The organism is Pseudomonas sp. BS3782 TE3695 (assembly GCF_050435305.1).
In the GTDB taxonomy this organism is placed as follows: domain Bacteria; phylum Pseudomonadota; class Gammaproteobacteria; order Pseudomonadales; family Pseudomonadaceae; genus Aquipseudomonas.
The window spans coordinates 4,827,374-4,853,584 of the sequence record NZ_JBNDKB010000001.1 but is presented as its reverse complement, the minus strand read 5'-3'; the positions used below and the strand labels follow the sequence as shown (position 1 = coordinate 4,853,584).

30 protein-coding genes are annotated in these 26,211 nt (G+C 55.6%); 17 read left to right on the top strand and 13 right to left on the bottom strand.

All coding sequences use genetic code 11. The features are described 5' to 3' along the window. Positions 1 to 21 precede the first annotated feature (21 nt). Genes ABH909_RS21830 through ABH909_RS21820 form a run of 3 tightly spaced genes read right to left on the bottom strand, consistent with a single transcriptional unit; the run spans position 22 to position 1,688 of the window. Positions 22 to 507, bottom strand: coding sequence for an adenosine-specific kinase (locus ABH909_RS21830; protein ID WP_429436996.1), 486 nt, complete (start codon positions 505 to 507; stop codon positions 22 to 24). Positions 508 to 554: 47 nt separating this feature from the next. Beyond that, positions 555 to 1,058 (bottom strand): SLATT domain-containing protein, encoded by a 504-nt coding sequence (locus tag ABH909_RS21825; RefSeq protein ID WP_429436993.1) that lies wholly within the window; start codon positions 1,056 to 1,058, stop codon positions 555 to 557. Positions 1,059 to 1,115: 57 nt separating this feature from the next. Continuing rightward, positions 1,116 to 1,688: a thioesterase family protein gene (locus tag ABH909_RS21820; protein ID WP_429436991.1), complete on the bottom strand. Its 573-nt coding sequence runs from the start codon at positions 1,686 to 1,688 to the stop codon at positions 1,116 to 1,118. Positions 1,689 to 1,930: 242 nt separating this feature from the next. On the opposite strand from ABH909_RS21820, the gene yfcF reads away from it, so the two are divergent. Next, complete coding sequence (gene yfcF, locus ABH909_RS21815) at positions 1,931 to 2,563, top strand: glutathione transferase (RefSeq protein ID WP_429436989.1); 633 nt, start codon at positions 1,931 to 1,933, stop codon at positions 2,561 to 2,563. Between the two features lie 15 nt (positions 2,564 to 2,578). Here the strand turns inward: yfcF and ABH909_RS21810 are convergent, their stop codons facing one another. Beyond that, entirely contained in the window at positions 2,579 to 3,376 is a 798-nt protein-coding gene (locus ABH909_RS21810) for an alpha/beta fold hydrolase (RefSeq protein ID WP_429436986.1), read from the bottom strand. Between the two features lie 132 nt (positions 3,377 to 3,508). Here ABH909_RS21810 and ABH909_RS21805 point away from each other — a divergent pair, with 132 nt between their 5' ends. The 3 genes from ABH909_RS21805 (at position 3,509) to ABH909_RS21795 (ending at position 5,714) form a co-directional block, all read left to right on the top strand. Then, the gene (locus ABH909_RS21805) at positions 3,509 to 3,898 is read left to right on the top strand and encodes a c-type cytochrome (protein ID WP_429436984.1); all 390 of its coding nucleotides are present in this window, start codon (positions 3,509 to 3,511) and stop codon (positions 3,896 to 3,898) included. Positions 3,899 to 4,027: 129 nt separating this feature from the next. Continuing rightward, positions 4,028 to 4,363 (top strand): hypothetical protein, encoded by a 336-nt coding sequence (locus ABH909_RS21800; protein ID WP_429436982.1) that lies wholly within the window; start codon positions 4,028 to 4,030, stop codon positions 4,361 to 4,363. Between the two features lie 181 nt (positions 4,364 to 4,544). After that, entirely contained in the window at positions 4,545 to 5,714 is a 1,170-nt protein-coding gene (locus ABH909_RS21795) for a hypothetical protein (RefSeq protein WP_429436979.1), read from the top strand. A 167-nt stretch (positions 5,715 to 5,881) separates the two neighbouring features. Here ABH909_RS21795 and ABH909_RS21790 read toward each other — a convergent pair whose 3' ends face one another. The 3 genes from ABH909_RS21790 to ABH909_RS21780 form a co-directional block, all read right to left on the bottom strand. After that, positions 5,882 to 6,187, bottom strand: coding sequence for a panthothenate synthetase (locus ABH909_RS21790; protein WP_429436976.1), 306 nt, complete (start codon positions 6,185 to 6,187; stop codon positions 5,882 to 5,884). A gap of 310 nt (positions 6,188 to 6,497) precedes the next feature. After that, positions 6,498 to 6,977, bottom strand: a complete 480-nt coding sequence (locus ABH909_RS21785; RefSeq protein WP_429436974.1) for a phage infection protein — start codon at positions 6,975 to 6,977, stop codon at positions 6,498 to 6,500. Positions 6,978 to 7,240: 263 nt separating this feature from the next. Continuing rightward, positions 7,241 to 7,999, bottom strand: a complete 759-nt coding sequence (locus ABH909_RS21780; RefSeq protein WP_429436972.1) for a sulfite exporter TauE/SafE family protein — start codon at positions 7,997 to 7,999, stop codon at positions 7,241 to 7,243. 155 nt (positions 8,000 to 8,154) lie between these two features. On the opposite strand from ABH909_RS21780, the gene ABH909_RS21775 reads away from it, so the two are divergent. The 4 genes from ABH909_RS21775 (at position 8,155) to ABH909_RS21760 (ending at position 11,162) form a co-directional block, all read left to right on the top strand. Then, entirely contained in the window at positions 8,155 to 9,084 is a 930-nt protein-coding gene (locus ABH909_RS21775) for a LysR substrate-binding domain-containing protein (protein ID WP_429436971.1), read from the top strand. A gap of 49 nt (positions 9,085 to 9,133) precedes the next feature. Beyond that, entirely contained in the window at positions 9,134 to 9,610 is a 477-nt protein-coding gene (locus ABH909_RS21770) for a VOC family protein (RefSeq protein WP_429436968.1), read from the top strand. A gap of 67 nt (positions 9,611 to 9,677) precedes the next feature. After that, positions 9,678 to 10,514, top strand: coding sequence for an AraC family ligand binding domain-containing protein (locus tag ABH909_RS21765; protein WP_429436967.1), 837 nt, complete (start codon positions 9,678 to 9,680; stop codon positions 10,512 to 10,514). A gap of 51 nt (positions 10,515 to 10,565) precedes the next feature. Next, entirely contained in the window at positions 10,566 to 11,162 is a 597-nt protein-coding gene (locus ABH909_RS21760; protein WP_429436966.1) for a LysE family translocator, read from the top strand. Positions 11,163 to 11,257: 95 nt separating this feature from the next. On the opposite strand, the gene ABH909_RS21755 is transcribed toward ABH909_RS21760, so the two are convergent. The 4 genes from ABH909_RS21755 to ABH909_RS21740 all read right to left on the bottom strand — a co-directional run bounded on the left by ABH909_RS21755 (position 11,258) and on the right by ABH909_RS21740 (position 13,527). Then, a complete protein-coding gene (locus ABH909_RS21755) occupies positions 11,258 to 11,812 on the bottom strand; it encodes a YSC84-related protein (RefSeq protein ID WP_429436965.1) in 555 nt (184 codons plus the stop codon). Positions 11,813 to 12,070: 258 nt separating this feature from the next. Further along, complete coding sequence (locus tag ABH909_RS21750; protein ID WP_429436963.1) at positions 12,071 to 12,571, bottom strand: GNAT family N-acetyltransferase; 501 nt, start codon at positions 12,569 to 12,571, stop codon at positions 12,071 to 12,073. Positions 12,572 to 12,619: 48 nt separating this feature from the next. Beyond that, positions 12,620 to 12,940 carry an isochorismate lyase gene (locus ABH909_RS21745; protein WP_429436961.1) on the bottom strand — a complete coding sequence of 107 codons (321 nt, stop codon included), beginning with the start codon at positions 12,938 to 12,940 and terminating at the stop codon, positions 12,620 to 12,622. A 41-nt stretch (positions 12,941 to 12,981) separates the two neighbouring features. Beyond that, positions 12,982 to 13,527: a histidine phosphatase family protein gene (locus ABH909_RS21740; protein ID WP_429440055.1), complete on the bottom strand. Its 546-nt coding sequence runs from the start codon at positions 13,525 to 13,527 to the stop codon at positions 12,982 to 12,984. A 290-nt stretch (positions 13,528 to 13,817) separates the two neighbouring features. On the opposite strand from ABH909_RS21740, the gene ABH909_RS21735 reads away from it, so the two are divergent. The 8 genes from ABH909_RS21735 (at position 13,818) to ABH909_RS21700 (ending at position 22,924) form a co-directional block, all read left to right on the top strand. Further along, a complete protein-coding gene (locus tag ABH909_RS21735; protein ID WP_429436959.1) occupies positions 13,818 to 15,086 on the top strand; it encodes a cystathionine gamma-synthase family protein in 1,269 nt (422 codons plus the stop codon). A gap of 140 nt (positions 15,087 to 15,226) precedes the next feature. After that, positions 15,227 to 16,666, top strand: coding sequence for an amino acid permease (locus ABH909_RS21730; protein ID WP_429436957.1), 1,440 nt, complete (start codon positions 15,227 to 15,229; stop codon positions 16,664 to 16,666). Positions 16,667 to 16,715: 49 nt separating this feature from the next. Then, positions 16,716 to 17,606, top strand: coding sequence for a LysR substrate-binding domain-containing protein (locus ABH909_RS21725; protein WP_429436955.1), 891 nt, complete (start codon positions 16,716 to 16,718; stop codon positions 17,604 to 17,606). Between the two features lie 18 nt (positions 17,607 to 17,624). Beyond that, a complete protein-coding gene (gene thrC / locus ABH909_RS21720) occupies positions 17,625 to 19,013 on the top strand; it encodes a threonine synthase (RefSeq protein WP_429436952.1) in 1,389 nt (462 codons plus the stop codon). After that, positions 19,010 to 19,447: an Lrp/AsnC family transcriptional regulator gene (locus ABH909_RS21715; protein ID WP_429436950.1), complete on the top strand. Its 438-nt coding sequence runs from the start codon at positions 19,010 to 19,012 to the stop codon at positions 19,445 to 19,447. Before thrC ends, ABH909_RS21715 begins: the two co-directional genes overlap by 4 nt. A 150-nt stretch (positions 19,448 to 19,597) precedes the next feature. Next, positions 19,598 to 20,638: a homoserine dehydrogenase gene (locus ABH909_RS21710; protein WP_429436947.1), complete on the top strand. Its 1,041-nt coding sequence runs from the start codon at positions 19,598 to 19,600 to the stop codon at positions 20,636 to 20,638. 13 nt (positions 20,639 to 20,651) lie between these two features. Next, on the top strand, positions 20,652 to 22,070 hold the full coding sequence (locus ABH909_RS21705; protein WP_429436945.1) for an aldehyde dehydrogenase family protein: 1,419 nt from the start codon (positions 20,652 to 20,654) through the stop codon (positions 22,068 to 22,070). A gap of 239 nt (positions 22,071 to 22,309) precedes the next feature. Continuing rightward, the gene (locus tag ABH909_RS21700; protein ID WP_429436943.1) at positions 22,310 to 22,924 is read left to right on the top strand and encodes a LysE family translocator; all 615 of its coding nucleotides are present in this window, start codon (positions 22,310 to 22,312) and stop codon (positions 22,922 to 22,924) included. A 175-nt stretch (positions 22,925 to 23,099) separates the two neighbouring features. Here the strand turns inward: ABH909_RS21700 and ABH909_RS21695 are convergent, their stop codons facing one another. Beyond that, positions 23,100 to 23,561: a PRC-barrel domain-containing protein gene (locus ABH909_RS21695; RefSeq protein ID WP_429436941.1), complete on the bottom strand. Its 462-nt coding sequence runs from the start codon at positions 23,559 to 23,561 to the stop codon at positions 23,100 to 23,102. Between the two features lie 287 nt (positions 23,562 to 23,848). Continuing rightward, the gene (locus ABH909_RS21690) at positions 23,849 to 24,517 is read right to left on the bottom strand and encodes a hypothetical protein (RefSeq protein ID WP_429436939.1); all 669 of its coding nucleotides are present in this window, start codon (positions 24,515 to 24,517) and stop codon (positions 23,849 to 23,851) included. A 93-nt stretch (positions 24,518 to 24,610) separates the two neighbouring features. On the opposite strand from ABH909_RS21690, the gene ABH909_RS21685 reads away from it, so the two are divergent. After that, the gene (locus tag ABH909_RS21685) at positions 24,611 to 25,969 is read left to right on the top strand and encodes an MATE family efflux transporter (RefSeq protein WP_429436936.1); all 1,359 of its coding nucleotides are present in this window, start codon (positions 24,611 to 24,613) and stop codon (positions 25,967 to 25,969) included. Positions 25,970 to 26,211: the final 242 nt, after the last annotated feature.

The following is a 26,211-nucleotide window of genomic DNA, read 5'->3' as shown; positions in this document are numbered from 1 at the left end:
TGACTCAAAACCAGCCTCAAATCACAACTTGTAGCCAATCTGCCGCAACAGATTCTTGCGCCACAGAATGTCTTCATCACCTTCAATGTCTTTGGCACAGAAGCCATCCACCACGCCCAGAATCCCGCGTCCCTGTTTCGTCTCAGCGAGAATCACCTCGGTGGGATTGGCCGTCGCACAAAAAATCCGGCACACCTCCGGCACCATTTTGATGGTGTTCAACACGTTCAGCGGATAGAAACCCTCGCCCAGGAAAATGATAAAGCTATGGCCCGCGGCAATGGCTTGCGCGTTTTTCTGCGCAAGTTCGATCATGGCGGTATCGGTGCCGGACCAGCGCACCAGGCATTTGCCGGAGGCTTCACAAAAGGCCACGCCAAACTGAATACCTGGCACGGCGTTGACCAACGCTTCATGAATATCCTCGACGGACTTGATGAAATGCGTCTGGCCCAAAATGAAATTCGTCGCTTCTGGCTTGTCGATTTTCAACGTGATGAGTTGCATGGCAAACGCCTCCTTTCACGATGCTGCGGGCCAGGTCTGGCCGTTGATCAAGCCGGGACGGTGTCTTGCCCCGCTGGCGGTGGCTCTGTGGAGACGCGAACATCCCCCAGTCTCCTTATCGTCGACTTGGGCAAGGTTGGCGCATCAAGCAGAATCGAATCAATGCGCTTGCGGATGTCAAAAACGATTGGGCCCAGGATAGCCTCGTCTTTGCCACTGGCGATTTCGTCCTGAATCTCACGCGATATCGCCCCGAGTTTCTCGGCGGTGTCTTTGTGCCCGGCAGCTCGGGTGTCAAAGTTCAGAAAGGTTTGAACCGAACTCAACACCAGGGTCAGAAGTGACAGCACGCCGGCAAGGTATTGGAGCCATACGGGCGAGGAGTCACTGATCGAGCCAAAGACGCTGGCGCTGACAATCGCCGACAGCACCACGCAGGGGATGCCCAGTTTCCAGCTGAATTTCTCGAAATCCCGGGCGCTGATTTCGTGTTCAATCTGCAACCGGACAATCATGCGATTCCATTTGGTCAGTAGCTCGAGCCGGCTCATGGTTGCAGTCCTTGGCAGGGGGGTCAGGGGAATATTAGCTTCTATTTGGCCGCTTGGTCAGGGTTCAGAGACAGGACGGAGCTGAGGCGCCGGGCCTTCTTCCTCTCGCAGTTGGCGGCTCATGTCGTCGCAGCTCTGCGACCAGGCCGTCAACCACGGCGACATCTGGGGTGACTGTTCAGCCAACCCCAGTTCCCGGACCAACTCGGCAGGTGGCACCGTGCCTTTGGCCGCGCGAAATAGCCCCCGCATGATGACGACGCCGACTACCCGTCCTTTGCTCACGAAGCGGTGTTCCATAAAGCTCCACTTATCGTCCCAGCCGAGTATTCGGGTATGAATCTCGAACGATTCGAACAGCTTCAGCTCCCGCCGAAACTTGCCCCAGGTATCCCCGACGATCGGTACCGCCCTGTGACGCAAGGCTACGCGGTAGGCACCGCTGCGCAGGACGAAGTCCATGCGGCCCACGTCGGCCAGGGTGAAATAGCGGCCATTGGTGACGTGCCGATTGAGGTCGAGATCGAGCGGCCAGACGCGCATGCGGATGACGGTGGTGGCCAAGGCGTCAACGGGTTTGCGCCATGGGCGACGAAACAGCATGAGGAACAGTCGAAACCAGAGATTCATTAGTCGTCCGAGGGCGAGGGTAGATTGGTGCACTTTAGGACGAGGAATGCGCGCGAGATAGGTGCGCAAATGACTTTTTTCAGGTGAAAAGCGCAATTGGATCATTCATGCGCTGGGGTGGCCATTTCAGCGGTTGTCCGCCAGCCCGGTATTCCGCTCAGGAATGCCCCCATAAAAATCATGCATTTTCTTTATGGCTTTGGAAGTCGTAGCGTGTCTGCTCACCCTATGGAGATGTTCCCGTGAATGATTCCCGCCTGCGCCTGTATGTTGATGCTCAATTCACCAGCCCCTATGCCATGTCGGTTTTCGTGGCCCTTCGCGAAAAGGGCATCGAATTCGAACTGAGCCCGCTGGACCTCGACGCGTTCGAAAACCAGGCAAAAGACTATGCCAGCCTCTCGCTGACCCAGCGTGTACCGACGCTGGTGCATGGCGATTTTGCCTTGTCGGAATCGTCGGCGATCACTGAATACCTGGAAGACGTTTTTCCTCAAACGCCGGTTTACCCGCAAGAATTGAAACAGCGCGCGAAGGCACGACAAATCCAGGCGTGGCTGCGCAGTGACCTGCTGCCCATCCGACAGGAACGTTCCACACTGGTGGTGTTTTATGGGCTCAAATCAGCGCCCCTGTCGCCCGCTGCCGAGTCGGCCGCGCGCAAACTGATCGGTGCTGCACAAGCGCTGCTGGCTGACGGCCGCGAGTATTTGTTCGGGCAATGGTCGATCGCCGATGTGGATCTGGCCTTGATGCTCAATCGGCTGATACTCAACGGTGACGCCGTGCCATCCGCGCTGGTGGAATACGCCCAGCGTCAATGGCAGCGGCCTACGGTGCAGGAGTGGGTCAAACTGCAACGTCCTGCGCTGTAGCGGTGTGACGTCAGGTCAAATGCGCTCAATAAACTGCACGATGACCTGATTGACGACCTCAGGATGCGTAATGGGCCCCATATGGCCGAGCCCCTCGAGTTCCACCACTTCAACGTTCGGCAGTACGCCGGTCAACAGCCGCGCCACTGCCCGTGAGGATGCCGGCGAATCCTTGCCGACCATGAAAAGCACGGGCAGGTTGAGCGAGCGGAACGCCTGTAATGGTGTCGGTTCGTTCAACAACGCGTGAGCCCAACCCTGCACATTGGCCACGGCGGCGGCGATGGAGGGCTTGCGTTGTGCCGGGGTTTGCTCCCAGGCGCCGGCCCCCATCCAGTAGTCAATGAAGTGCCGGGCCGCTGCGTCCAGGTTACTCGCCTCAAGTGCCAGCCCGGCGTTTGCGACGACTTCACGAATGGCATCCGCCTCGTTGGGTGGCGGCGATTGCCCGTCGAGCAGGGCAAACAAGGTGGGCTCATACAAAGCCATGGCGCGCACCCGGCCGGGGTTCTGCAACGCCGCGATCAACGCCACTGCCCCGCCATAAGAATGACCGACCAGAATGAGCGGTTCGCCGGCACGGGCGAGTACCGGTTCGGCGAAGCGTGCTTCTTCACTGAGGGTGACGATTCGATCGGTGGGCCACGCCGGGCTCTTGCCGGCGCCAAACGAATCGAGCGCCAGGACCCGAAACTTTGCGGCCAGTTGATCTTGCAGTTCACGCCACTGCACCGAATGACTCGCGTTGGCGTGAAAGCAGACAACGCCCGGGCCCTTGCCGGAGTCCCGATAAAAGGGTTCGACGGGTTTCATTCTGGCTCTCCTGCAACGATGCTACGGACAAAGAGAGTTATAGGTTAGCTTCAAGGCTTCGGTGTAGCCGTCAGTCATGATGAAATAGCCGCCCGCTTTTTGCTGTCAGCAACACCTGATTTGGAGCTCCGCATGAAAAACGCCGTTGTCCTTGCCTTCGCCTTGATGCTCAGTACCGGTTTATTCAGCACTCAAGCAGAAGCGGCGGGGGATGCTGACGCCGGTCAGAAACTGTTTAACCGTATTTGCGGCGGCTGTCATCAAGTAGGGACATCGGCACGGGGTTCTTTTGGTCCGCAACTCAATGCCGTTTTTGGGCGCCCGGCGGGAAGCACGACGGACTACCAATATTCATCCGCGATGAAATCATCAGGCATCGTCTGGACCCGCGAAACCCTGACCGCATACATCGAAGCGCCAAAAGAAGTAGTCCCCGGAACCCGGATGATTTTCTGGGGCCTCAGCGATCCGCAGAAGATCGAAAACCTGTTGGCCTACCTTCAGACATTTCAGCCGCAATAATCGGTGTCTTAGCAACCCGTTTTTTGATACCGCAAAAAGCTGTACAAGTGATATTAATGGGCCACTTCATCCGTTAAAGTATGCACCGCCCGAGAGACGGATCCCGGGTATTTCTAATGGAGTGACTCAGTGAATTACCTCAGCAAAGTCGTTGCCGTAGCCCTGTTCGGTCTGGTTCTGGCGGGTTGCACCGGCACCCCGATGAAGACTCAGCAGTACGACAGCAATCAATACACCGTTGTCGGCCACAGCGAAGCGACCGCCACTGGCCTCCTGCTGTTTGGCGTCATCCCGATTCAGCAGAACAACCGTTTCATCCGCGCTCAGAACGCTGCGATCAAAGCCCGGGGCGGCGACGCGATGATCAACACCCAGGTGCAGGAAAACTGGTTCTGGGCTTGGGTCCTGACCGGTTACACCACCACAATCTCTGGTGATGTGGTCAAGCTGAAAACTGTTCAGTAAGCGCAGCGCTTTGCCTGACTGACGAATGTGTTTTCACATGAAGAGCCCGGTTTTTACCGGGCTTTTTCGTCAGCGTTGCAGGTAACCGTCAAGGTTTTTACCGGTTGTCCCATGCCGGGAACTCCGCTCAGTCGATGTTCTTCTACCGACAGTAAACGGCCGAAGAATAAGGAGACGGGCCATGACTGTTCATGAACCCTTTACCCGGCAGGCATTGGCTGAGCTGCTGGCGTTCGATGCACAACCCAGTCTTTCGCTGTATATGCCGACCCATCGGATACTTGCGGAGCGCGCTCAGGATCCGATTCGCTACAAAAACCTGGTTCGACAGTTGCAATCGCTGCTGCAAGAGCGGTATCCGGAACAGGATCCCAAGCCACTGGTCGAGCCGTTTCTGGCTTTGGAAAAAGATCCGTCATTCTGGCGCTCCAATGGCGATGGCATCGCTGTATTCGGCACCCGGGATTATTTCAAAGTCATCAGCGTGCACCAGCCGTTGCCCGAAGGTGCTTTCGTCAATTCCCATCCTGTCCTCAAGCCGCTGCTAAGTCTGGAACCGTCCCTGGAGCGTTACCAGGTACTGTGCCTGACCCGCGATGAAGTCTGGATGTATGAAGGCTCTTCCCGGCAACTGCAAAAAATCGAACTGGCGCCACAAGTGCCACGCAATCAGAACGATGCGTTGGGCAGCGAGCTGACTCCAAGCAATCAGCAAGGATTTCCGGGGGGGCACGGCAGAAGCGGCGAACGCGGCGATTCGATGACCCACGAGTCTGCCGGCGGCGGTAAGCAAGACGAAATCAACCTGGACCGGGAACGGTTTTTCCGTGCGGTCGACAAGGCCATAGAGGAACATCAGCGCTCGGGATTGCCGATGCTGCTGGTGGCACTGCCTGAAAATCAGGCGGTGTTCAGGGCTGTCAGCCATAACCAGCAGCTCTTGCCGAAGGGCATCAATAACGATCCATCGCTTTCAAGCGTCGAAGAACTCAGCGCGCAATGCGCCAGGTTGATCCAGGATATTCACGAAGATCGACTCATTGATGCCTTGAATCGCTACGGTATAGCGGTGGGGCAAGGGCTTGCCGGAGCGCGTCTGGCCGATATCGCCCACGCGGCCTTTGACGGCCGCGTTGAATTGCTGTTGGTGGAAGCGGACCGACAAATCCCCGGTACGCTGGACAAGGACAACGGCACGTTGATTCTCGATAACAGCGGCAGCAAGGGTGCCCCGGATGTGCTTGAGGAGCTGATTCTTCTGGTGCTTCGCCAAGGCGGTGAAGTGGTGATGCTTCCTCCAGAACACGTCATGCCAACCGGCACCGGAGCCGCTGCGGTACTTCGTTTCTGACGCCGGTGCCTGGAACGGCGGAAACCGCTTGTGGCGAGCGAGCTTGCTCGCGCTGGGCTGCGTAGTGGCCCCAAAAAGTCCGACAGTAAATGCCGATTTTTGTGAGTGCTACGTACTCAAGCGGGAGCAAGCTCTCTCGCCACAGGTTTATTACTCGTTGCTGCACCTTAGCCCCAGGCTTTTCCGAGCTCCTGCAGACCCGCGTCTTGCAGGTTCTGCGCACTCATGACCACTCGGAATTTGCAGTTGGCCTGGAAGTTGAGAAAGAAGGGTTCCGCATAGCCGGGAATTTCAGAAGGGTCTTCTATATCGATCAGAAAAATTCCACTTCGCATTCCATCCTGCTCAGTGAAATAAGTCGCCTCCGGCTTAATGGTTTCCTGCACGCGGTTCATGATTTCGCCGATTTCTCCGGACCTGACAAGCGCGTTGAAAGGCTCATGGGGAAATTCGACCATCAGTAGCATTTTCATTATTCGATACTCTATTGAAGTGACGTGCTCCTTACCCGGATCCTTACTCCTGACGAAGATGCCGCCAGCGGTGCGCTCGGCAGAGCCAGCGGGTGTGGTTAAGAATAGCGAAGGGTTCGAGGCTGCCAGGGCAGGGGTTACGGACGGTCGTTTTGGTTCATTGGGCTAATGAATCCGCCTGCAAATCCTCGATGAAAGGAAAACCGGGCCCGGTGGCCTGGCCTTTAATGATTGAGGGGCAAAAAAACCATGAAAAAACCCGGCTGATGAGGCCGGGTTTTTTGGTTGAGTGTTGCGTAGAGCGACTTATTCATGCAGTACGGTTCTCGATCAGACGATCCGAACCACCTTCGGCGACGCGATTCTCGATCAGACGATCCGAACCACCTTCGGCGACGCGATTCTCGATCAGACGATCCGAACCACCTTCAGCAACGCGATTCTCGATCAGACGATCCGAACCACCTTCGGCGACGCGATTCTCGATCAGACGATCCGAGCCGCCTTCAGCGACGCGGTTCTCGATCAGACGGTCCGAACCACCTTCGGCGACGCGGTTCTCGATCAGACGGTCCGAACCACCTTCAGCAACGCGATTTTCGATCAAACGATCCGAACCGCCTTCGGCAACGCGGTTCTCGATCAGACGGTCCGAACCACCTTCAGCGACGCGGTATTCGATCAGACGATCCGAGCCGCCTTCAGCGACAACCGGGTGAGTAGAAGACGCGGCAAAAGCGTTAACTGCAAAAACCGAGAAAGCGATACTGAGGATGATTTGGCGTTTCATGATGGTGTGCTCCGGGGTGTTATTGGTTGGGTATGGAGCGGATGTTACGCCGAGGATTTTTTATGAGAACTTCATTGACGTGATGGTGACTATCGATGCCAGCAATGGTTGAAACGTAGTGGGCAAGTGGCGCGTCCATGCCGGACAAACCGCCATGAGCGCACACGTCCCAACGACAAAGCACAATGCCAGCCAGTTAAGCAGTTTCAGGCGTGACGCATTCCTTGTAGCAGTTGGCGGGATGCATGTGATTTTCCTCAGGTTTACAGGAACAGGTCGTAAGACAGTTTGCTGATCAGAATCACCAGCAACACCAGGAACAGAGTCCGGACAAAGGGCACGCCCTTATGAACCGCCAGCCACGTGCCGGTCAGTGCGCCCAGGATGTTGAATGCCGCCATGGGAATTGCGATCAGGTAGAGCACGTTACCCGTTGGAATGAAGAATATCAGCGCCGCTACGTTGGTCGCGATGTTCACCAGCTTGGCCGACGCCGAGGCATGAAGGAAGTCGAAGGCGAAGCAGCGGATAAACAGGAAGATCAGGAAGCTGCCAGTGCCGGGACCGAACAGTCCGTCGTAGAAGCCGATGGCGCCGCCGATGACGATCGCCAGCAGTTTCTCCTTGGTACCGATGCGCATGGGTTTGTGCAGGGCGCCGAAGTCCTTTTTCCAGAAGGTGTAGATCGCCATCAGCACGATCAACACCAGCACCGCCGGCCGGATCATCGACTGGGGGACGAACGACACCGTGGCCGCTCCGAAGAAGGCCATGACAAAGGCCGCACAGGCGGCGGGGATCACCAAGCCCCAGTTGATCACCACTTTGCGCACGAAGGACCGGGCCGCGAAGGCGGTGCCGCAGGCTGCCGCGACTTTATTGGTACCGAGCAGCGCCGCCGGTTGTGCCGTGGGCAGCACGTTGAACAGCGCGGGTATCTGGATCAGTCCGCCGCCGCCCACCGCAGCATCGATCAGGCCGGCGGCGAAGGCGAACACGCAAAGGATGACAATATCGACCATGAAATCAGGCTCTGACGTTGAAGGGTGGGTGAGCGTCCGGCGGCTTCTACGTGTTTCATCGCATCGGCTTGCCTGCGTCCTTGAGCAGGAAGGTTAACGGAAGGGCTTTTAATGTGTTGCAATACCACGTTGTGAAAAGTGCAATGAGGTGGTCAATGGCATTGAATATGTTGGGGGAACTTGAAGCCTTCGCGACGGTGGCTCGCAAGCGCAGTTTCGTCGCGGCGGCACGTACTCTGGGGCGCTCCCCCAGCGCGCTGACCCGTGCTGTTCAAGCCCTGGAGGAAAGTGTCGGGGTCAAGTTGTTCAATCGCTCGTCCAATGCCGTGAGCTTGACCGAAGCGGGTGAGCGCTTGATGCTTCACGCTTACAAAATGCTGGATCTGCAACGTGAGGCGGATGAAGACCTGGCCGGCCTCAGCGGCCTGGCCTATGGCTGGATCCGCTTTTCCGCCCCCGAGTTTCTCGGCCACGGGGTATTGCCCCGGTTAATCGCGCAGTACAGCGAGCGTTATCCAGACGTGAACGTCGATGTGATTTTCACCGATGAGCTCATCGACCCGGCCAAGAGCAAGCTGGACTTCTCGATTCGCGGCGCGTTTGCGCAATCCAGTGACCTGATCGGCTATCCGCTCTGGAATTATTCACGCTACCTGTATGCCAGCCCCGGGTATCTGGAGCGGCGCGGGATGCCCGACTCCATTGAGGCGCTGGAGGCGCACTCGCTGATCCTGCATACGGCGCCGCGGATTCTCAAGGAGTGGAATTTTCGCAGCGAGGAACAGGCCATCAGCTTTCGGGTTCATCCAAAGTTTCGTTTCAGCTCCGGTTCGGCGGTGTTCCAGGCGGCGCTGGCGGGCGTCGGGATCGCCCGCCTGGCGGACTGGATGGCGGAGCCCGAAGTGGAAGCGGGGCGCCTGCTGCGGGTCTGTCCCGAGTACAAACTCACCTCCAGCGGCGGTGAAAGCCCGCAAATGCACGCGGTGTACCCGGCCGGGAATCTGCCGCTGCGGGTGAAGTCGTTGTTGGATGTGATTCGTGGTTTTGGCGACAGCCTTGGTCGAAAGCATGCGGTGACGCTTTAGGTCGACAATGGTTTCCAAACCAATCGTATGTCTGAAAAGGGTGAGGCCATTGAAATTAAAGTTCAGCCACGTGGATGTTCTCGTCAAAGACCTCGAGGAAGCGTGCAGCTATTACGCCCGAGTCTTCAGCGCCAGGATTTCCAGAACACTTGATTGGCAGCGCGACGGTTTGCATGTGCGCTATGCGATCGTCATGTTTGGAACGGAGCGCCTGATGCTGGTACAACCATTTACCGGCAATCTCAAGGCGCTGATGGACTCCAACGGCGAAGGTACGATCTACCGTCACTGCTATTGCACACCAGACATCGAAGCTGCCTATGACGAATTGATCGAGGCGGGAGTCCAGCCGGAAAACGAGAACGGAAAACCACTGTCTCGCGATAATCTGCAATCGCCCAGCGGGACACGCATAATCTGGTTACCGAAACGCTTTGGGCATTTTTCTATTGAGCTGCTTGAAGAGAAAGAGCTGGAGGCATTCATCAAGGATGCGTTTGCCCAGGAGCCTGCACAAATCTTCTAAACGTCATTTCCATTGCGCGGTAATTTAGGTGTCCGCACAGATGAACGCTGAACCAATGGAGCCTTGCGTGGATAGACGCAACTGGATTGAGCTGTCCCAGGACGCCGATACCGGGATTGAATCGATTCGTGCCCATTTTCAGGGGCATGCCTACGATCCGCATTGGCATGACAGTTTTCTGGTTGGGGTCACCGAGCAGGGCGTGCAGCAGTTCAATTGCCGGCGCGTTCGCCACCTCAGTACGCCGGGCAAGGTATTCATGCTGGAGCCGGGTGAAATCCACGATGGGCATGCGCCGACCGAGGAGGGGTTTACCTATTCCATGCTCTACCTCGATCCGCATTGGCTGGAGCGGGAGTTGCACGCGTTGTTCGAGCATGCGCCGGCCAACAGTCAGCCGGGTTTTGCCGACACACTGAGCCAGGATCCGCGCCTGGCCACTGCCATTTTTCAAGCCTTTCACGCACTCCATGAGGGCGACTTGCGCATTGTGCGCCAGAGCGCCATCGACACGTTGTTGGGGGCGCTCACTGGCCATCTTGATTGGCGCAAGCGTCAGGCTTTTAATCCGCGCCTGCCGTGGGTGGCCCAGGTTGCGCGTGACTATTTGCATGCTCATGTCCATGAAGACATTGGGCTGGATGATCTGGCCAAAGCCTGTGGTGTCGATCGCTTTCGTCTGACGCGCGCCTTCAAGGCAGCCTTTGGGCTGGCGCCTCATGCTTATTTGATCCAGCTGCGCCTGGCCAAGGCGCGACAGCTGCTGGCGCGGGGCGAGTCGCCGGCACAGGTGGCCAGTGTCCTCGGGTTTGCCGATCAAAGTCATATGGGGCGCTGGTTCCGCCGTGCCTACCAGCTCACCCCCGCGGATTACCGCAAGCGCTGCTCAAACCTTCCAGACTGAACTTCGCCGATTCGCGACCATGGATTCCTGTCTGATCGAGGAGTCCATTCCATGGAATCGTTGTTGCCTTTCCTGCTGTTTGCCTTCGTGGCTTCTATTACCCCGGGGCCGACCAATATTCTGGTGTTGAGCCACAGTTCGCGGCGGGGGCTGGGCGCCACACTGCCCATCATTTTTGCAGCCTGCGGGGCGGCGGCGCTGATTGTGTTTGCGGTGGGGCTCGGCATGGGCGAAACGCTGCTGCGGTTTGCGCATGTGCAGCAGGCAATGGCCTGGGCCGGCGTGCTCTGGTTGAGTTGGCTCGCCTGGCAGATCTTTCAAAGCGCGCCGCCGTCCCTGGCCCCGACCACCTCGCGTGACGAAGGTGTCAGCGTGTTCGGTGCCGCCATTCTGCAATTGGTCAACCCCAAGGTCTGGATGATGGCGGTGGCGGTAGTGAGCGTATTTGTCGGTGAGGGCGACAAGACCCTGCGGCTGGTGGGGTTGTCGCTGCTATTTTTGTTGGTCTCCGTGCCGTGCATGACCCTGTGGGCATTGCTCGGCGTGGGCAGTGCCCGGGCTTTTGCTTCGCCGCAGGCATTCAAACGCATGAACACTGCACTGGCTTGTTTGCTGCTGGTGTCGGCCTGGTTAGCCATGCTGGTGTAGATCGTTGAGTGGACAGGTCGCTTGAATCAGGACCCCGCATGGCTACAAGAGAGCGCATTCATGGACTGGCGCATCCATGCGCCAAACGACCGGTGTTAGCGCTTGATCAGGGAAATCTTGGTTCCTTCGATGCTGATCCCGGCCATCAACCCCTGCTGGTCGAAAATGAACGCGTAGGCATCGTCCTTCACGGTCGTGCTGGACAGATTCTTCGCCACCCCTTCATCAACCATTACAACGGTGGGGCCTACGCCAACTTCCCACCCCTTGGTTTTACGTAGGTAGTCCACGGCTTTGTCGGTCATCAAGAAAACCGCATAGCCATACGACTGGGCGCCGGCTTGCAGCCCCCAGGACCCGGTTACGGAGTTGTAATAATTCTCGACTTTCATGTCCTTCAACAATACGCCTTCGCCATAGCTGCCGCCGAACACAAGGCCCGCCTTGATGATTTTCGGGAAGACAAGAATCGCTTTGGCGTTGTGCGAAATGCTTTCAGCAAAGGGCGTGGACTTGTACAGCGTTTGCAATGCTTGCCGAGCGTCGACATCCAGATCCTCGGCAGTTGCCGCACCTGCAGTGTTCAAGAAGCTGGCCGATGCCAGTGCCGCAAGGACAATCGATAGGAAGAACCGCATTGACTGAGTCATGTTAGTACTCCGATACGGGAGCATTGGATATGAGCAGCAGTCAGCACTTGCCCCTCGGAACAATCCGAGCCTGCTGAAACTATCCGGCGCACCCTAAAGTATGTGAGCTACTGACTTCGCCCTTGAATGAGACTTTGATCATTGGCGACGTCATCACCTGCTTTGACCTCTGTGTATCAGCCGGGTTCGTCGTCAGAAACTGCGATGGCCAACTGTAAAAAAAACGGACACCTGACAAGGTGTCCGTTTTTCAATCATCTAAATCGAAAGATCAAACCGATATTCATGCTCTGTCGTTTCTTGCCGGGATAGAGGTTCGATCAAAAAGCCACACCGTTCGAGTACTTTTGCCGAACCTATATTTCCAGCGTATACGTTGGCAACCAGTTGTTTAAGGTTCCAATGCAACTGCGCCTCCTGAATCAAATGCCTCACCGCCAGCTTTGCCAATCCCCGTCCGCAAGCGCTTTGAGCAATCCGATAGCCAACTTCTGCCGACCGCGCGGACAGGTCGATGCCTTTCAGGTTCGCGCGCCCAACAATAGTTCCGCCAGCCTCTTCGAGGACAAATGGGTGCCAGGTTCCGGCGGTAAAACCAGATAAATAAGCCGCAATGTGGTCGGTGACGCCCTGCATTGTGTAAAAAGCAGCATCGCGCGCGTCAATGAAACGCTCGAACCACTCGCGATTGTCCATTTCAAATGCCAACAACGCCTCGGCGTCAGTACTTTGTAGGATACGAACTCTGACGGGGCTCATAAGGTCGCTTCCCTTTCTGGTAGAACTGCTTGGTCGTTGCGCAATGGATCAGTTTCCGGATTGATGAGCCGCCCAGTGTTTCATCTCTTCGGCAATGAAGTGGTTCACCAGGTCGCTGTACATCTTCTCGATGGCATCCGGGCTCAAGCCCTCGGCCTCGGCCCACTCGCGACGTGTCGCCAGCATCGCCTTGAAACGCTCCGGAGCACGCACCGAAGTTGCCGAGGTCTTGAACTTCGAGGCAGCCAGCACGTAATGAAAACGCTTGCCCAACAGCTTGATAACGCCTTGGTCAATGGCATCGATTTCGCATCGGATGTCCTCCATACCTTCACACTCTGCGGGTTGTAATTGATTGATGACTTCCATGTAAGTGACTCCATTTGCTGAAAAAGATTGTGAAGCACCTCTCAAACACCGCCATATTGATACACGGTCGCACTCCAATACTGGCTGCCGTTACGTTTTTGCCGGGTCCATCCATCTGCCACCAGTTGTTTGGCGATCATTCGATTCATGAAGCCATGACCGAGCAATAGAACCGGTCCTTCGCTGGCAGCAAGGGATTGCAGTCGTTGAGCTGCCGTGCTGGCGCGCATCCTCGCAGTGGCGACGGATTCGACGTCGCGTGAGTAACCGCACAACCATAAAACTCGAAGGATAAATGCCCAGGTAAACGGCGATAGCCGTGGCAGCTTCCAGCGACCATAAGGCAGTTGCGCTTCACCGAAAAGTGCGTCGACGAGGGCGGGTTTCAGGCCAAGAGCCTGGACGGAAGTCAGCGCACGGGGCGCGTTGCTTGAGACGATCACCGTGGCGGTTGCGGCGAGCTGCATGCTGGCATCCGGGACGGGCTGGCGGGTGATTTCGGACCGGTTGTAGTGTTCGATCCACTCTTTCATATCGAGCGCTGACATTTTGTCGGTTGCAGCCAACTTTGGTTGGCCGTGACGCATCAGGATTATTTTTCTGCTCACAGTAATGTTTACGTCCTTGTCATGGTGTGCGGTGATGTGGACCGGCAGCAATAGCAGCCAGCGACCGGCGAATACTCCCATCGTGCAAGGTTAAGGGCCAGTAACCGTTGCACACAGAGGTGTCATCAGGCCCCTTCATTTTGTTCATCCATTAAAAAAAGCCCCCCTTAGCCCCAGATAACATGATTTTTCACACGCTCAAGCCTTCCCTATAGTCATCGCAAGCCCAATCGGAACACCTCTGTGTTTCATCGATGCGAGATAAATTTATGGATGACAAGATAACACCGGGTCAGAGCCGGAATGCTGGTTTGGGGACGCGAGTGGTTTGGGGCGGGGAGCAAGTTCAACATCCCTACAACGCCACCCAGACTCCCATCGTCGTCAGCGCCGCCTACGGATACCGTGACATCGATGAATGGTATGACGTGGCATTGGGAAAAGAGCCTGGTTTCATTTACAGCCGCATGAGTAACCCTACTGTCACTGTCCTGGAAGACAAACTTTGCGAGCTGGAAAGCGCAGAATCGGCTGTCGCTTTCAGTACCGGGATGGCGGCCATCAGTGGTGTGCTGCATACCTTTCTGGCCTGTGGGCAGCGTGTGGTTTCTACCCGCGACAGCTACGGTGGCACCAACAAGATCTTCGAAGAGTTTCTCCCCCGCATGGGCGTCGAGGTCACGCTTTGCGATACCCTAGATATAGAAGCTATCGAGCATGAGATCGCTAAAGGCTGCAATGTCCTCTATCTGGAAACCCCAACGAATCCGACACTCAAGGTTCTGGATATCCGACGTCTCGTGGCGACGGCGAAACGTGTTGGGGCTTTGGTCATAGCAGACAATACGTTCGCGACACCTTTGAATCAGAACCCCCTTGCTCTCGGGGTTGATGTGGTGGTGCACAGCGCTACCAAGTTCCTCTCCGGTCATGGCGATGTGCTTGGCGGTGTGGTCTGCGGTGCCGAGCATCTCATGTCACACGTTCGCCATTACCGCGAAATCAATGGAGCCTCGCTGGATCCGTTTTCGGCTTATCTCATCATCCGCGGCATCAAGACGCTGGCTTTGCGTCTTCGCCAGCAACAGGCGAGTGCACAAGTACTGGCCGAATACCTATGCACCGAGCCCTTGGTGGAGTCTGTGAACTATCCGGGACTTCCTCACCATCAAGGTCATGTCATTGCCCGTTCGCAAATGCGCGGATTTGGAGCCATCGTCAGCTTCGTGTTGAAAGGTGGCATGGACACAGTGACTCGTTTGTTACCGCTGCTCAACTATGCACATCGTGCGGGCAACCTGGGCGCGGTTGAAACCATCTACGGGCCGGCACGGACAACCAGCCACGTGGAAAACACCCTGGAGGAACGGCAGGCACTTGGGATTTCCGAGGGCTTGGTGAGAGTCTCCGTAGGTATTGAAGATACGGAAGACTTGTTGGCTGACCTTAAACAAGCATTTACGTTAGTTCACAGTAAACAAGGTAATGCAAATCTCCACACTGACAAAACCGAGCGTTTCACCGAGGTAGAAACCTGAACTCGGTAAGACTTCCGATTTATGATCGGATCGTCCTTCATGAATGGTTTAAAACAATAACAACTAGCGACAATTAAATTGTGCTGCCTAATAGTCGGTTACAAGAAATATTTGTCCGTACATTTCATGAGAACACAGCGATGACTATCCCGACAAAAAAAGAACAGTCCGACCCAGCCTTGAATTTCAAGAAAGAAATGCAAACCCGCCACATCGTCATGTTGGCGTTGGGTGGTGTAATCGGTACGGGATTATTCCTTACCTCCGGCTACACCGTTAATCAGGCTGGGCCCCTTGGCGCAGTGATTGCCTACATCATCGGTGCGGTGATGGTGTATCTGGTAATGGTCTGTCTCGGTGAATTAGCGGTACAGATGCCAGAAACCGGATCTTTCAGTAGTTACGCAACTCGATACTTGGGCCCCGGTACGGGCTATACAGTGGCCTGGCTGTACTGGCTCACTTGGGCAGTCGCTATTGGTTCTGAATTCACGGCGGCGGGCATCCTGATGGTTCGGTGGTTCCCGGATACACCGGTCTGGATCTGGAGCGCGTTTTTTGCCATTGCAGTCTTTATAAGTAACGTTGTATCGGTTCGTTTATTTGCGGAGACTGAATTCTGGCTTTCGCTCATTAAAGTTCTGACGGTTATCACGTTTATCGTCATTGGTGGCGGGGCTATTTGCGGTCTTTTCCAGGTCCAGCATTTACAAGGTGCCGGGCTCTCGAACTTTACCCGTGAGGGACTTTTCCCGACAGGCTTCCTGCCCATTGCCATGACACTTCTAGCGGTCTCTTTTGCTTTTTCCGGAACTGAGCTTATCGGGATTGCTGCAGGTGAAGCGCAAGATCCTCAGACCAGCGTTCCCAAGGCGATCCGCACCACAGTAGTACGTCTGGCACTGTTCTTCGTGGGCACGATTTTCGTACTTGCAACCTTGCTGCCCCGCGAGCAGGCGGGATTGATAGAAAGTCCGTTTGTGATGGTGTTCGAGCTGATTGGCATCCCATATTCAGCTGACATTATGAACTTCGTCATTCTCACCGCCCTGATATCCGCCGCTAACTCGGGGCTGTATGCGGCTTCGCGCATGCTGTGGACATTGAGTGATCAAGGGCATATGCCTAAGCGCTACGCCAGGCTTTCGCGCCAGGGTACACCGGTTAATGCAATCGTTTTGAGTATGGCGGGTGCAGTGGCGTCGCTGCTCAGCAGCGTGTTTGCCCCCGATACGGTTTACCTGGCTCTGGTGTCGATTTCGGGTCTTGCGGTTGTGATCGTCTGGATGAGCATCGCTGCAAGTCAGATAGCCTTCCGCCGCCAATACGTCGCCAATGGTGGGCGAGTGGAAGATCTGCATTTCCGTGTGCGCGGCTACCCTTGGGTTCCTATTGGTGCATTGTTGTGCTGTTTGCTGGCCTGCGTCGGCATTGCTTTTGATCCTGAGCAGCGAGTGGCGCTTTACTTCGGTCTTCCGTTTATCGCGTGGTGTTACTTCGTTTATTGGATCACTCGCAAGAAGCGGGAAGAGCGGTTGGCATTGGCGGCGACTGTACATCATTCCGCTGGCGCAGCTTGATTGGCTCAGGCAATGATTGAGCTCCGATAAGTTCGATAAGGTTGCGCCGATGAGTCAGAAATCACTACCACCCTTGAATTGGCTGAGGGCATTCGAAGCATCGGCGCGGTATTTGAATTTCACCCATGCAGCACTGGAACTGCACCTGACTCAAGGTGCAGTCAGTCAACAGATCCGTCAGTTGGAGGGGCACCTTGGGGTGGCGCTGTTCAAGCGTCTGCCCCGAGGGCTTGGCTTGACTGAAGAAGGGCAGTCGTATCTGCCGGTAGTACAAGACGCAATCAGCCGTCTTGCAGTGGGCACCAACGAGATCTTTGGCCAGCGTAACCGAAGGCATGTGAAGGTGCGTGGCAGCCTTTCCTTCCTTCATTATTGGTTGGCCCCTCGGCTCACAGATTTTTGCCGGGAGTACCCACACATCGACATCCGATATATCAGCAACATTTGGGTGAAGGAACCGGACGGAGAAGATGACCTGGAGATTCGCTGGGGATGTGGTGAGTGGGCGGGATTGCACGCGCAGCGATTAACCTGGGACATCCTTCAGCCCGTTTGCTCGCCTGAACTTATGACCCGCTCACCGATACGTAAACCTGGCGATTTGATGAACCATTCTTTGCTGCATGTATTGGGGTACGAGGAAGGTTGGGGCTACTGGTTGAAGCGGGTTGGAGCAGACGATGTCGATTATTCCCGTGGCCTTCAGTTCGACACACTGATTTCCACCATTCGCATGGCAGAACTGGGTCAGGGCGTTGCCTTGGCGCGGTCTTCCGTCGTGGAAGATTTGCTGAAGAGTGGGCACCTGATTGCGCCATTCAGTCACCGAATCGAAGCCAGCGAGTCTTTTTATCTGGTGCGTGAGCAGGCCGAGCTGCTCTCGCCTGATGCCGCGACTTTTTCTACTTGGTTGGTGGCTCAAGCTCACCGCCTTTTGTAATTCTGATCTGGAGTCATCATGCATTACGTAAGCACACGCGGCGGTGACGTACGGGCGGATTTTCGCAGTGTGGTTCTGTCGGGGCTTGCCGAAGATGGTGGTCTCTATGTCCCGGCAAGTTTGCCTGTCTTTACCGAGAAGCAGATAACCAGTTGGTCGTGGTTACCATTCGATGAGTTGGTCTGGCGGGTCGTCTCACCTTTCGTTGGCTCTTCCATGGACGAAAGCACTCTGCGGGCCTTGCTGAGCGACAGCTATCGAAACTTCAACCACCGCGCTATTACGCCACTTGAACAGATTGGCCATAACGAATGGATACTCCAGCTGTTCCATGGCCCGACCCATTCTTCCAAAGATTTCGCTGCGCAACTGCAATCTCGCTTGGTGGAGCATTTCTTGGGTGAGGTCGGTGCAGAGGCGCTGATCATCGGTGCGACCAATGGCGATACCGGGCTGGCTGCGCTTGAGGCGTTTGCTAACTGCCCTGGCACTCGCATGGCGATACTGTACCCGCGCAATGGGGTAGCGGCTGAGCAACTTTCTGCCCTGCAGGCGGCAGACCCTGAACGGGTTCAACTTTTTCCGGTAGACGGTAATTTCGACGACTGCCAGACGTTGGTCTCTCGACTCTTGCGTGACTGGCCGTTAGAGGGGGTAATACCGATCAGTTTCAACTCCACCAACTGGATCGGCGTCCTCGCGCAAATCGTTTTTTATTTCCACGCGGCCTTGCAGCTGGGGGGCGGGACACGTCCTGTAGGTTTCAGCGTTCCAGCAGCCAGCTCTGCCGAGATCTGTGCTGGATACATGGCTCAGAGAATGGGATTACCCATCAACCAGGTGATCATTTCTACTAACAGTAATGATGCACTTCATCAGTTTATTCATCGCAATCGCTACTCAACCCGAGTCAGCAACCGAACGTTGTCTCCTGCGATGGATTTCTCCCTGTTCTCCAACTTGGAGCGGTTCATTTGGGAGCTGTATGGGCACGATGGGCATTCAGTAAAGGCGCTCATGGAGCACTTTGAAGACTGCGGCGAGTTAAGCATTGGCAACCAGCAATGGCTGCGAGCCCGGGTGCTGTTCGATTCCTATGCAGTCGACGAATCACAGGTTCGCGACGAAGTCGTCAAGTTGTTCCGTGAGACCGGGTCTGCAATCGATCCACATACCGCTGTGGGCGTATTGGCTGGCCGAATTCATCGACGCAGCCTGGGGGCTCCGATGGTGACCTTTGGGCAAATTGCTCCGGCCAAATCTGCGGCCCTATTGTCCGAATTGGGTGTCTGGCAGGCAGAGGTGCCAACGACGCCTGAAATTTTTGCTCAGCCACCGTACTTGGCCAAAGGCGATCTGGAGGGTCTTTGCCAGGCCCTCTTATCGGCGCAGCAGAGGTATGTATGAAGCGCATTCTGGATCCGCTGGATGAGCGCATACTTGCCGAACTCACAGCGAATGCTCGAATCGCCCATGCTGAGCTGGGCGCCAAGGTCAACTTGTCTCGCAACGCTGTGCGCCAGCGCATTGAGCGTCTTGAGCGAGACGGCGCCATCCAGGGCTATACGGTACGGCTGGGTGATTCCCGACGACCTTCTTCGCTGATCAGTGCAGTCATCTTTGTGTACCGCTACGACCGCATGCGTGGAGAAGAGGTACTTGCCGCGCTACGCTCGCTCCCCGAGGTGGTGCAGTGTGAAGTATTGAGTGGTGAATTCGATTTGATGCTTCGAGTCAATGCGGCCTCCCCGGAACGTGTCCATCTCGTTTGGAAGGAAATCTCTGCGATGCCCGGGGTGGAAAACACTGTCACTTCCTTCATTCTTTCTGCCGTGTTTTGAGCCCAAAAAAAAGGTGCTCTGCCCCTGCACACACCTTGTCTTGCTGTACGGGCAAAACGGCCAATTAATACAGCACTCTGCCATATTCAACTGCCAGAGTTCGACTCTTAGGATGTTCCTATCAAACAACATCAATAAAGGAACAGCTTTATGACTGAGTACAAAATTGCCTTGGTAGGGTTTGGTGGCGTGAACCGTGGCTTCGCCCAATTGGTTGCCGATAGTAATGCCCAGTGGAAAGAGTCCCTGGGCTTTACGATCAAAATTGTCGGTGTCACCGATCTGTTCCTCGGCTCCATCGTTGCTAAAGACGGTCTGGATGCAAAGCAGTTGGTCGCGCTGCCCGTTGAAAAAGGTGTATTCGCTCAACTGCCTGGCGGCAATGCCGAGGCCTTCAACGAAACCGTGATCAAGCATTCTGGCGCGCACATGATTGCGGAAGCCACCTTTACCAACCCTGTCGATGGTGAGCCCGCTACTACGTTCTGCCGCTGGGCACTGGAAAGCGGTATTCATGTTGTGACCACCAACAAAGGGCCTATCGCGCTGCACGGCGCCGAGCTCAAGAATTTGGCCCGTCGTCATGGTGTTGCCTTCGAGTACGAAGGTTCGGTTATGAGCGGTACGCCGGTGATTCGCCTGGCACGACAGGCGCTGGCGGGTGCAGAGGTTCAAGGTTTTGAAGGCATTCTGAACGGGACTTCCAATTACGTGCTGACCCGCATGAAGGACGGCCTGACGTTCAACGACGCCGTCACGCAGGCTCAACAGCTCGGCTATGCCGAGGCCGACCCAACGGCTGATGTGGAGGGTTTTGACGTTCGTCTCAAGGTGGTGATCCTCGCCAACGAACTGCTCAATGCTCGGTTGAGCGTCAGTGACGTGGCTTGCTCAGGGATTAGCAGCATCAGCCCGGCAGACATCGCTCAAGCAACTGCCAACGGCGCAAGCTGGAAGCTGATCGGTTCTGCAAATCGCGAGGTCGATGGCTCGGTTCGAGCAAGTGTGCAAGCCAGACTGTTGCCGAATTCCCATCCTCTTGCAGGAATTTCCGGCGCCACGAACGCGGTGTCATTCAATACCGAACTGCTGGGGGCTGTCACGGTGTCCGGGCCTGGGGCAGGGCGTCTCGAGACTGCCTTTGCGTTGCTGTCGGACATCATCGCCATCCATACCAGCCACGGCAAGTGAGAGGAGAGTCGTCATGAGCGTATCCAGCATGGCCAGCATCCAGCTCGTTGATGCCAAACAGATTGATGTGTTCAGTCCATTCGATGGTCGCCTGGTGGGAAGCGTACCTTGCCTCGATGCAACCGCTGTTCCTGGCTTGCTGGAGCGTGCGCGAATTGGCGTGCGTGAGAGTGCAGCGATGCCTCGTCACCAGCGTGCCCGCATCCTTGAGGAAACAGCCCGGCGTGTAGAGCTCGAGGCTCAAGCGTTTGCCAAACTCATTGTTGCAGAGGCGGGAAAGACGTTGCGACAAGCAGAGAAGGAAGTGAAGCGTTGCGTGAACACGCTGAAGCTATCGGCGGAAGAGGCTCGTCGTAACGCCGGGGAAGTGATTCCATTCGAGGCCTATGAAGGCTCAGAATCGCGCCAGGGCTGGTTCACTCGCGAACCGTTGGGGCTTATTGTCGCGATCACCCCCTACAACGATCCGCTGAACCTGGTCGCCCATAAATTGGGCCCGGCCATCGCCGGTGGCAATGCTGTGATTCTCAAGCCTTCAGAGCTCGCACCGTTGTCGGCTCTCAAGCTGGTTGAATGCCTGGTGGAAGCGGGCCTGCCTCCGTCTGTGGTAACCCCGGCGACCGGAGGCGTCGACCTGGGTAAAGCATTGGTGGAACTGCGCGAAGTGCGGATGATTTCCTTCACGGGTGGTTTTGCCACTGGAGAGTCCATTGCTCGCAGTGCAGGCTTGAAGAAACTGGCGATGGATCTGGGGGGAAATGCACCGGTTCTCGTGCTCGAAGACTGTGATCTTGAACCGACCGTAGAGTCTTGTGTATCGGGTGCTTTTTGGGCAGCAGGACAGAACTGCATCGGCACCCAGCGCATCCTCGTACACCGTTCAATCTACGAAGATTTCCGTGAACGTTTTGTCAGCCAGGCCCGTGCATTGATACTTGGCGATCCTGATCAGCGAGCAACGGATGTTGGCCCGATGATTACGGAGCAGGCGGCTCGTCGTACCGAACAATGGGTGAATGAAGCACTGAACGAGGGTGCTGTTCTTCTGTGCGGGCACCATCGCCAAGCGGGAAGCTATGCGCCGACCGTGCTGGAGCGTGTAAGCCATGACAGTCGGATTTGGCAGCAGGAAGTCTTCGCGCCGGTGGTTATCCTGGAGCCTTTTGACCACCTGGATGACGCCGTTGCCCTGGCAAACACTCCGGAGTACAGCTTGCATGCGGGCGTCTTTACCCGTGATCTTTCCAAGGCCCTGAAATTGGCGCGCCAAATTGAAGCCGGTGGCGTGATGATCAATGATTCTTCCGATTATCGTTTTGATGCCATGCCTTTCGGTGGCTTCAAGTACGGAAGTCTGGGACGAGAAGGTGTCCGGTTTGCCTATGAGGACATGACGCAACCCAAAGTGGTCTGCATCAACGAAATGGGTTGAGCGCTTAAGGGGATGGTCGGCTGACGCACGGTCGGTCGCCCCGCTCATGATTGGTGGCAGTGCGGTACAGTCGATGATCAGGCAGTTTGGGCAGCACCGACGTTTTCAAAAGTATCGGTCGGAATCGGTCGCTCGACAGCTTCCACACTCATCATCGAGAATGAGCCGGGCACTCAGCGCCCAATGGCAATCAGCAATACTAAGGGATGGTCCTGTTCACAGGACTCGCGAGGAAGCACATGATCGATGGTTCCGCTGTTTTGACAGTTTTTTTGGTGTACCTGGCTGGTGTCGTTATCCCTGGACCAAATTTCGTTGCAGTGGTCCATAAAGCGGTGGCTGCTACACGGTCAGAAGCTCTGGCCTTGGTAGCAGGTATCGTACTGGTCAACTTGTTTTGGTCCACTTGTGCAATTGCAGGTCTGGGGGTTGTATTTGCTGCGTTCCCTTGGGCTGCGCTTGCTGTAAAGGTGCTAGGGGCTGTCTACCTGATATGGTTCGGATTCCGACTGTTGATCAATGCGGGAAAGAATGCGCTTGGACCACTAAATGATGCCGTCGCCGGTAGTTGCAGGCAGTCTTTTCTTCAGGGCGTCATTACCAACATTGGAAACCCCAAGTCCATGGCCTTCTATGCCGCTGTTTTTTCAGCCGCAGCCCCCGCCCACGTTTCGCTAGGCACGTTTTCGTCGATGCTGGCAGTTGTAGTGGTGGTTTCAATGACTTGGTATGGAATGGTTGCAATCGCTCTATCGCAACCTAAGATTGCTTGCGCGTATCAAGGCCGGAAAAAAGCAATCGATCGACTGTGCGGTGGTTTGATTTTGTCTCTGGGGATCCGCCAACTGGTTTAGAACTTGTTCGAGCGCGACAGGCCCTCAAAACCAGACTGGAAATCGCGCTTCTCCATTTGCTGATATACCCCTGTTGCTGTCGACAAACCTGTTTCCACCGCAATGCGCGCCTTAGGTTTGGTACTCCCAAGAAACCTATTGCTCGGCGCGCATTTTTCGTTTCGGATATGGACAGTTAGCTTTGGTCGATACGTTGTCTCTGAACAGTATCGTAATCGAAGGGTTTAGTTCCATAAAACGAATGGATTTCTGTTGCCCAGGATTCGTCGGCCATATTAGGCCAGTTGTCCTTGTCGAAACCTGGTGCATTTTCCAAACGTTCTTTCTCTACGTTTAATACGAAACGCTTATTTATGGTGTCGAGTGTCAATGCATTCCAGGGTACCGCAAACAGTTTTTCTCCCATGCCAAGAAAGCCGCCGAAAGATAGAACAGCATAACTTACTCTTCCGTTGCGAACGTCCAGCATGATTTCCTTGATATCCCCCAGGTCTTCTTCGTTATGGTTATAAACATCATTTCCAATGAGTGTGTCTGCCCCCATCAGATCGGGGCCAGGACCCTGTTCGTCTGAGTCGGTATCTCGTATGAGGTTGGTTTTGTACATGCCATAGGTATCGCGATCTTCGTAGTTCATGACTATCTCCTATCAGCAATCGTCAATCGATCAAAAAATGGACCCGGTCGTCTTGATCGCTGTATGGGTAGGAGTCGCCCGTTTTCGAAAAATTTGAATTTTTTTTGCGCATGACGACGAGTGGTAAGTGGGGCGTAAAAAAGTTAATCCGCTTTTAATGAGTGCGCTATCTATCTGTAATACTTTGTTTTTTTATTATGGGTGTTAGCTTGGCTTTATGTCGTAGATATGGCACGCAATCAGCTATTTTCAGCCAATCAAGAAGAGCAACTTGCGACCCAAAGTACCTATTCCTCTGGTGGCGCTTTCAACGGGGTCGGGCGTTTAGGGCGAGGGCTGTAACGTTCTACCTCTCGAATATACTCGCGCGCTTCGCGAAAATAATAGCGCATCATATGAATTCGCAGGTTCTTCCTTAGACGCCAATTACCGTATGCACCTGCGCAAAGAAAGAAAAAAAACAATACTATTTGGTTGGAGTCAGATAAAAATATAGCCAGACCTATAAGTGCTACACAGATTAGTTGATCAGGTGTATTAAGCCATCCGCTGTCTGTTCCTCGCTTGCTCAGCAAACGAAGCGTCCACCGATAGAAGGCGAAAAAAAGTGCACTCAAGGAAAAGAACACGAACCCTATAATCCAGCTGCCTGATATAAGCGCAAAGCAGAACTTAACTCCAAAGCCAGCAAAGATAATGCTTGCGATGAATAGGCTAAAGAGAGCGTCCCACTGTTGATCGGCGTGGCGATACAACTGTCTTTTGATCTCGGCCCGGTGTATTTCATGGTAGCGAGGGTTCATAGGCCTGACCTGGTTTATCCAGCCGGGGAAAAAAGGCGCTTGTTTGCCAAGTGTATGGTAGGTAGCCGCTTTGTCCAGGCTGTGCTCCCTACCTGGGAAGAGGGGAAGGATGGCCGCTTCATGTCCGCACAGAAAATCTGACACTCCCATCATTCACGCTCCCCAGTCTGCAAAATAGAAGCGCATTGTTCCCGGTTCCGTAGCGTAGAATTTCCCAACGCAGCCCCCACCCGAGACGGAACCTCAATGCGAACCCCCACCACCCAACACCCCCTCTGGCAAACCTACCTCCTGTTTCTCGCCCCCATGGTCCTCTCCAATTTCCTCCAATCCATGTCGGGCACCATCAACAGCATCTACATCGGCCAATTGCTCGGCACCCAGGCTCTCGCGGCGGTATCGGGCATGTTTCCCGTGGTGTTCTTCTTCATAGCCTTGGTCATCGGCCTCGGCGCGGGCGCCGGGGTGTTGATCGGGCAAGCCTGGGGCGCTCGGGAGTTGCATTTGGTGAAGGCCATTGCCGGTTCGACGTTGCTGTTGGGGGCGATGATCGGGTTGGTGGCGGCGGTGTTGGGCAGTGTGTTTGCCCGGCCGGCGTTGCAGGGTTTGGGGACGCCGGTGGATGTGCTGGACGATGCGGTGGCGTATGCGCATGTGATGATGTGGATCTTGCCGTCGCTGTTGGTGTTTGTGTTGTTCACGCAGTTGCTGCGAGGGGTGAGCGATACGGTGTCGCCGTTGTTGGCGCTGGTGGTGTCGACGTGTGTCGGGCTGGCGCTGACGCCGGCGTTGATTCTCGGCTGGTTGGGTTTGCCGCCGATGGGGATTCAGAGTGCGGCGTGGGCGGGGTTGGCGGGTAACCTGGCGGCGATGGGGTGGCTGGCGTGGCGGTTGATTCGCAAGGGGCATCCGTTGGCACCGGATCGGGAGATGTTTGCCTCGATGCGGCTGGACATGGACATCCTCGGCAAGGTGTTGCGCATCGGGCTGCCGACCGGGTTGCAGATGGTGGTTTTATCGCTGTCGGAGCTGGTGATTCTGGCGCTGGTAAATCAGCACGGTTCTCAGGCGACGGCGGCGTACGGGGCGGTGACGCAGATCGTCAATTACGTGCAATTCCCGGCGCTATCGATTGCAATCACCGCGTCGATCCTCGGCGCGCAGGCGATCGGGGCAGGGCGCATCGAGCGCATGGGGCCGATTTTGCGCACAGGGCTGTTGATCAACGTGTGCCTGACCGGTGGTTTGGTGGTGTTGGGGTATTTGCTGTCGCACTGGTTGCTGGGGCTGTTCCTCACGGATGATTCCACCCGGGCGATGGCGGAACACCTGTTGCACATCATGCTCTGGAGCCTGTTGGTGTTTGGCTTCCAGGCGATTGTCGGCGGCATCATGCGCGCCAGCGGCACGGTGTTGGTGCCGGTGGCGGTTTCGATCGTCTGCGTGGTCGGGGTGCAGTTGCCGGTGGCGTATCTGCTGGATGCGCGCTTTGGGCTGCAAGGTGTGTGGATGGCGTTTCCGGTGGCCTATCTGGGCATGCTGATGTTGCAGACGCTGTATTACAAAATGGTCTGGCAGCATCAGAAGATTGAGCGGTTGGTGTAGGGCCTTCGTTTGAGTGCGAAATTGCACTCCACTTGATCGGTTGCATGGGATTTGACTGTCATGTTTCATAACCGTAATCGGCAGAGAATTGTGCATTGCAGCCTTTCTCGACAGGCAGCAATCGGGCCAAAAGCAGTCATTGGCACACCTGGTCAAAGTGAAACAAGACTCGTGCGTGTACTCCGCGAAAAAAGAAGGCAACATTCATTTCCTTCTCTTACCCAACTCTTGAGCAATGGAGC

Bases quoted from the DNA above. Each gene is read 5' to 3' on its own strand.
- ABH909_RS21740 (WP_429440055.1), bottom strand. From the start codon at position 13,527: ATGCGTCACGGCCAACCAAAGTTGGCTGCAACCGACAAAATGTCAGCG.
- ABH909_RS21775 (WP_429436971.1), top strand. From the start codon at position 8,155: ATGGCATTGAATATGTTGGGGGAACTTGAAGCCTTCGCGACGGTGGCT.
- ABH909_RS21710 (WP_429436947.1), top strand. From the start codon at position 19,598: ATGACTGAGTACAAAATTGCCTTGGTAGGGTTTGGTGGCGTGAACCGT.
- ABH909_RS21745 (WP_429436961.1), bottom strand. From the start codon at position 12,940: ATGGAAGTCATCAATCAATTACAACCCGCAGAGTGTGAAGGTATGGAG.
- ABH909_RS21730 (WP_429436957.1), top strand. From the start codon at position 15,227: ATGACTATCCCGACAAAAAAAGAACAGTCCGACCCAGCCTTGAATTTC.
- ABH909_RS21750 (WP_429436963.1), bottom strand. From the start codon at position 12,571: ATGAGCCCCGTCAGAGTTCGTATCCTACAAAGTACTGACGCCGAGGCG.
- ABH909_RS21695 (WP_429436941.1), bottom strand. From the start codon at position 23,561: ATGAACTACGAAGATCGCGATACCTATGGCATGTACAAAACCAACCTC.
- ABH909_RS21795 (WP_429436979.1), top strand. From the start codon at position 4,545: ATGACTGTTCATGAACCCTTTACCCGGCAGGCATTGGCTGAGCTGCTG.
- ABH909_RS21760 (WP_429436966.1), top strand. From the start codon at position 10,566: ATGGAATCGTTGTTGCCTTTCCTGCTGTTTGCCTTCGTGGCTTCTATT.
- ABH909_RS21725 (WP_429436955.1), top strand. From the start codon at position 16,716: ATGAGTCAGAAATCACTACCACCCTTGAATTGGCTGAGGGCATTCGAA.
- ABH909_RS21690 (WP_429436939.1), bottom strand. From the start codon at position 24,517: ATGATGGGAGTGTCAGATTTTCTGTGCGGACATGAAGCGGCCATCCTT.
- ABH909_RS21685 (WP_429436936.1), top strand. From the start codon at position 24,611: ATGCGAACCCCCACCACCCAACACCCCCTCTGGCAAACCTACCTCCTG.
- ABH909_RS21780 (WP_429436972.1), bottom strand. From the start codon at position 7,999: ATGGTCGATATTGTCATCCTTTGCGTGTTCGCCTTCGCCGCCGGCCTG.
- ABH909_RS21810 (WP_429436986.1), bottom strand. From the start codon at position 3,376: ATGAAACCCGTCGAACCCTTTTATCGGGACTCCGGCAAGGGCCCGGGC.
- ABH909_RS21705 (WP_429436945.1), top strand. From the start codon at position 20,652: ATGAGCGTATCCAGCATGGCCAGCATCCAGCTCGTTGATGCCAAACAG.
- ABH909_RS21755 (WP_429436965.1), bottom strand. From the start codon at position 11,812: ATGACTCAGTCAATGCGGTTCTTCCTATCGATTGTCCTTGCGGCACTG.
- ABH909_RS21830 (WP_429436996.1), bottom strand. From the start codon at position 507: ATGCAACTCATCACGTTGAAAATCGACAAGCCAGAAGCGACGAATTTC.
- thrC (WP_429436952.1), top strand. From the start codon at position 17,625: ATGCATTACGTAAGCACACGCGGCGGTGACGTACGGGCGGATTTTCGC.
- ABH909_RS21805 (WP_429436984.1), top strand. From the start codon at position 3,509: ATGAAAAACGCCGTTGTCCTTGCCTTCGCCTTGATGCTCAGTACCGGT.
- ABH909_RS21825 (WP_429436993.1), bottom strand. From the start codon at position 1,058: ATGAGCCGGCTCGAGCTACTGACCAAATGGAATCGCATGATTGTCCGG.
- ABH909_RS21700 (WP_429436943.1), top strand. From the start codon at position 22,310: ATGATCGATGGTTCCGCTGTTTTGACAGTTTTTTTGGTGTACCTGGCT.
- ABH909_RS21820 (WP_429436991.1), bottom strand. From the start codon at position 1,688: ATGAATCTCTGGTTTCGACTGTTCCTCATGCTGTTTCGTCGCCCATGG.
- ABH909_RS21790 (WP_429436976.1), bottom strand. From the start codon at position 6,187: ATGAAAATGCTACTGATGGTCGAATTTCCCCATGAGCCTTTCAACGCG.
- ABH909_RS21735 (WP_429436959.1), top strand. From the start codon at position 13,818: ATGGATGACAAGATAACACCGGGTCAGAGCCGGAATGCTGGTTTGGGG.
- ABH909_RS21785 (WP_429436974.1), bottom strand. From the start codon at position 6,977: ATGAAACGCCAAATCATCCTCAGTATCGCTTTCTCGGTTTTTGCAGTT.
- ABH909_RS21715 (WP_429436950.1), top strand. From the start codon at position 19,010: ATGAAGCGCATTCTGGATCCGCTGGATGAGCGCATACTTGCCGAACTC.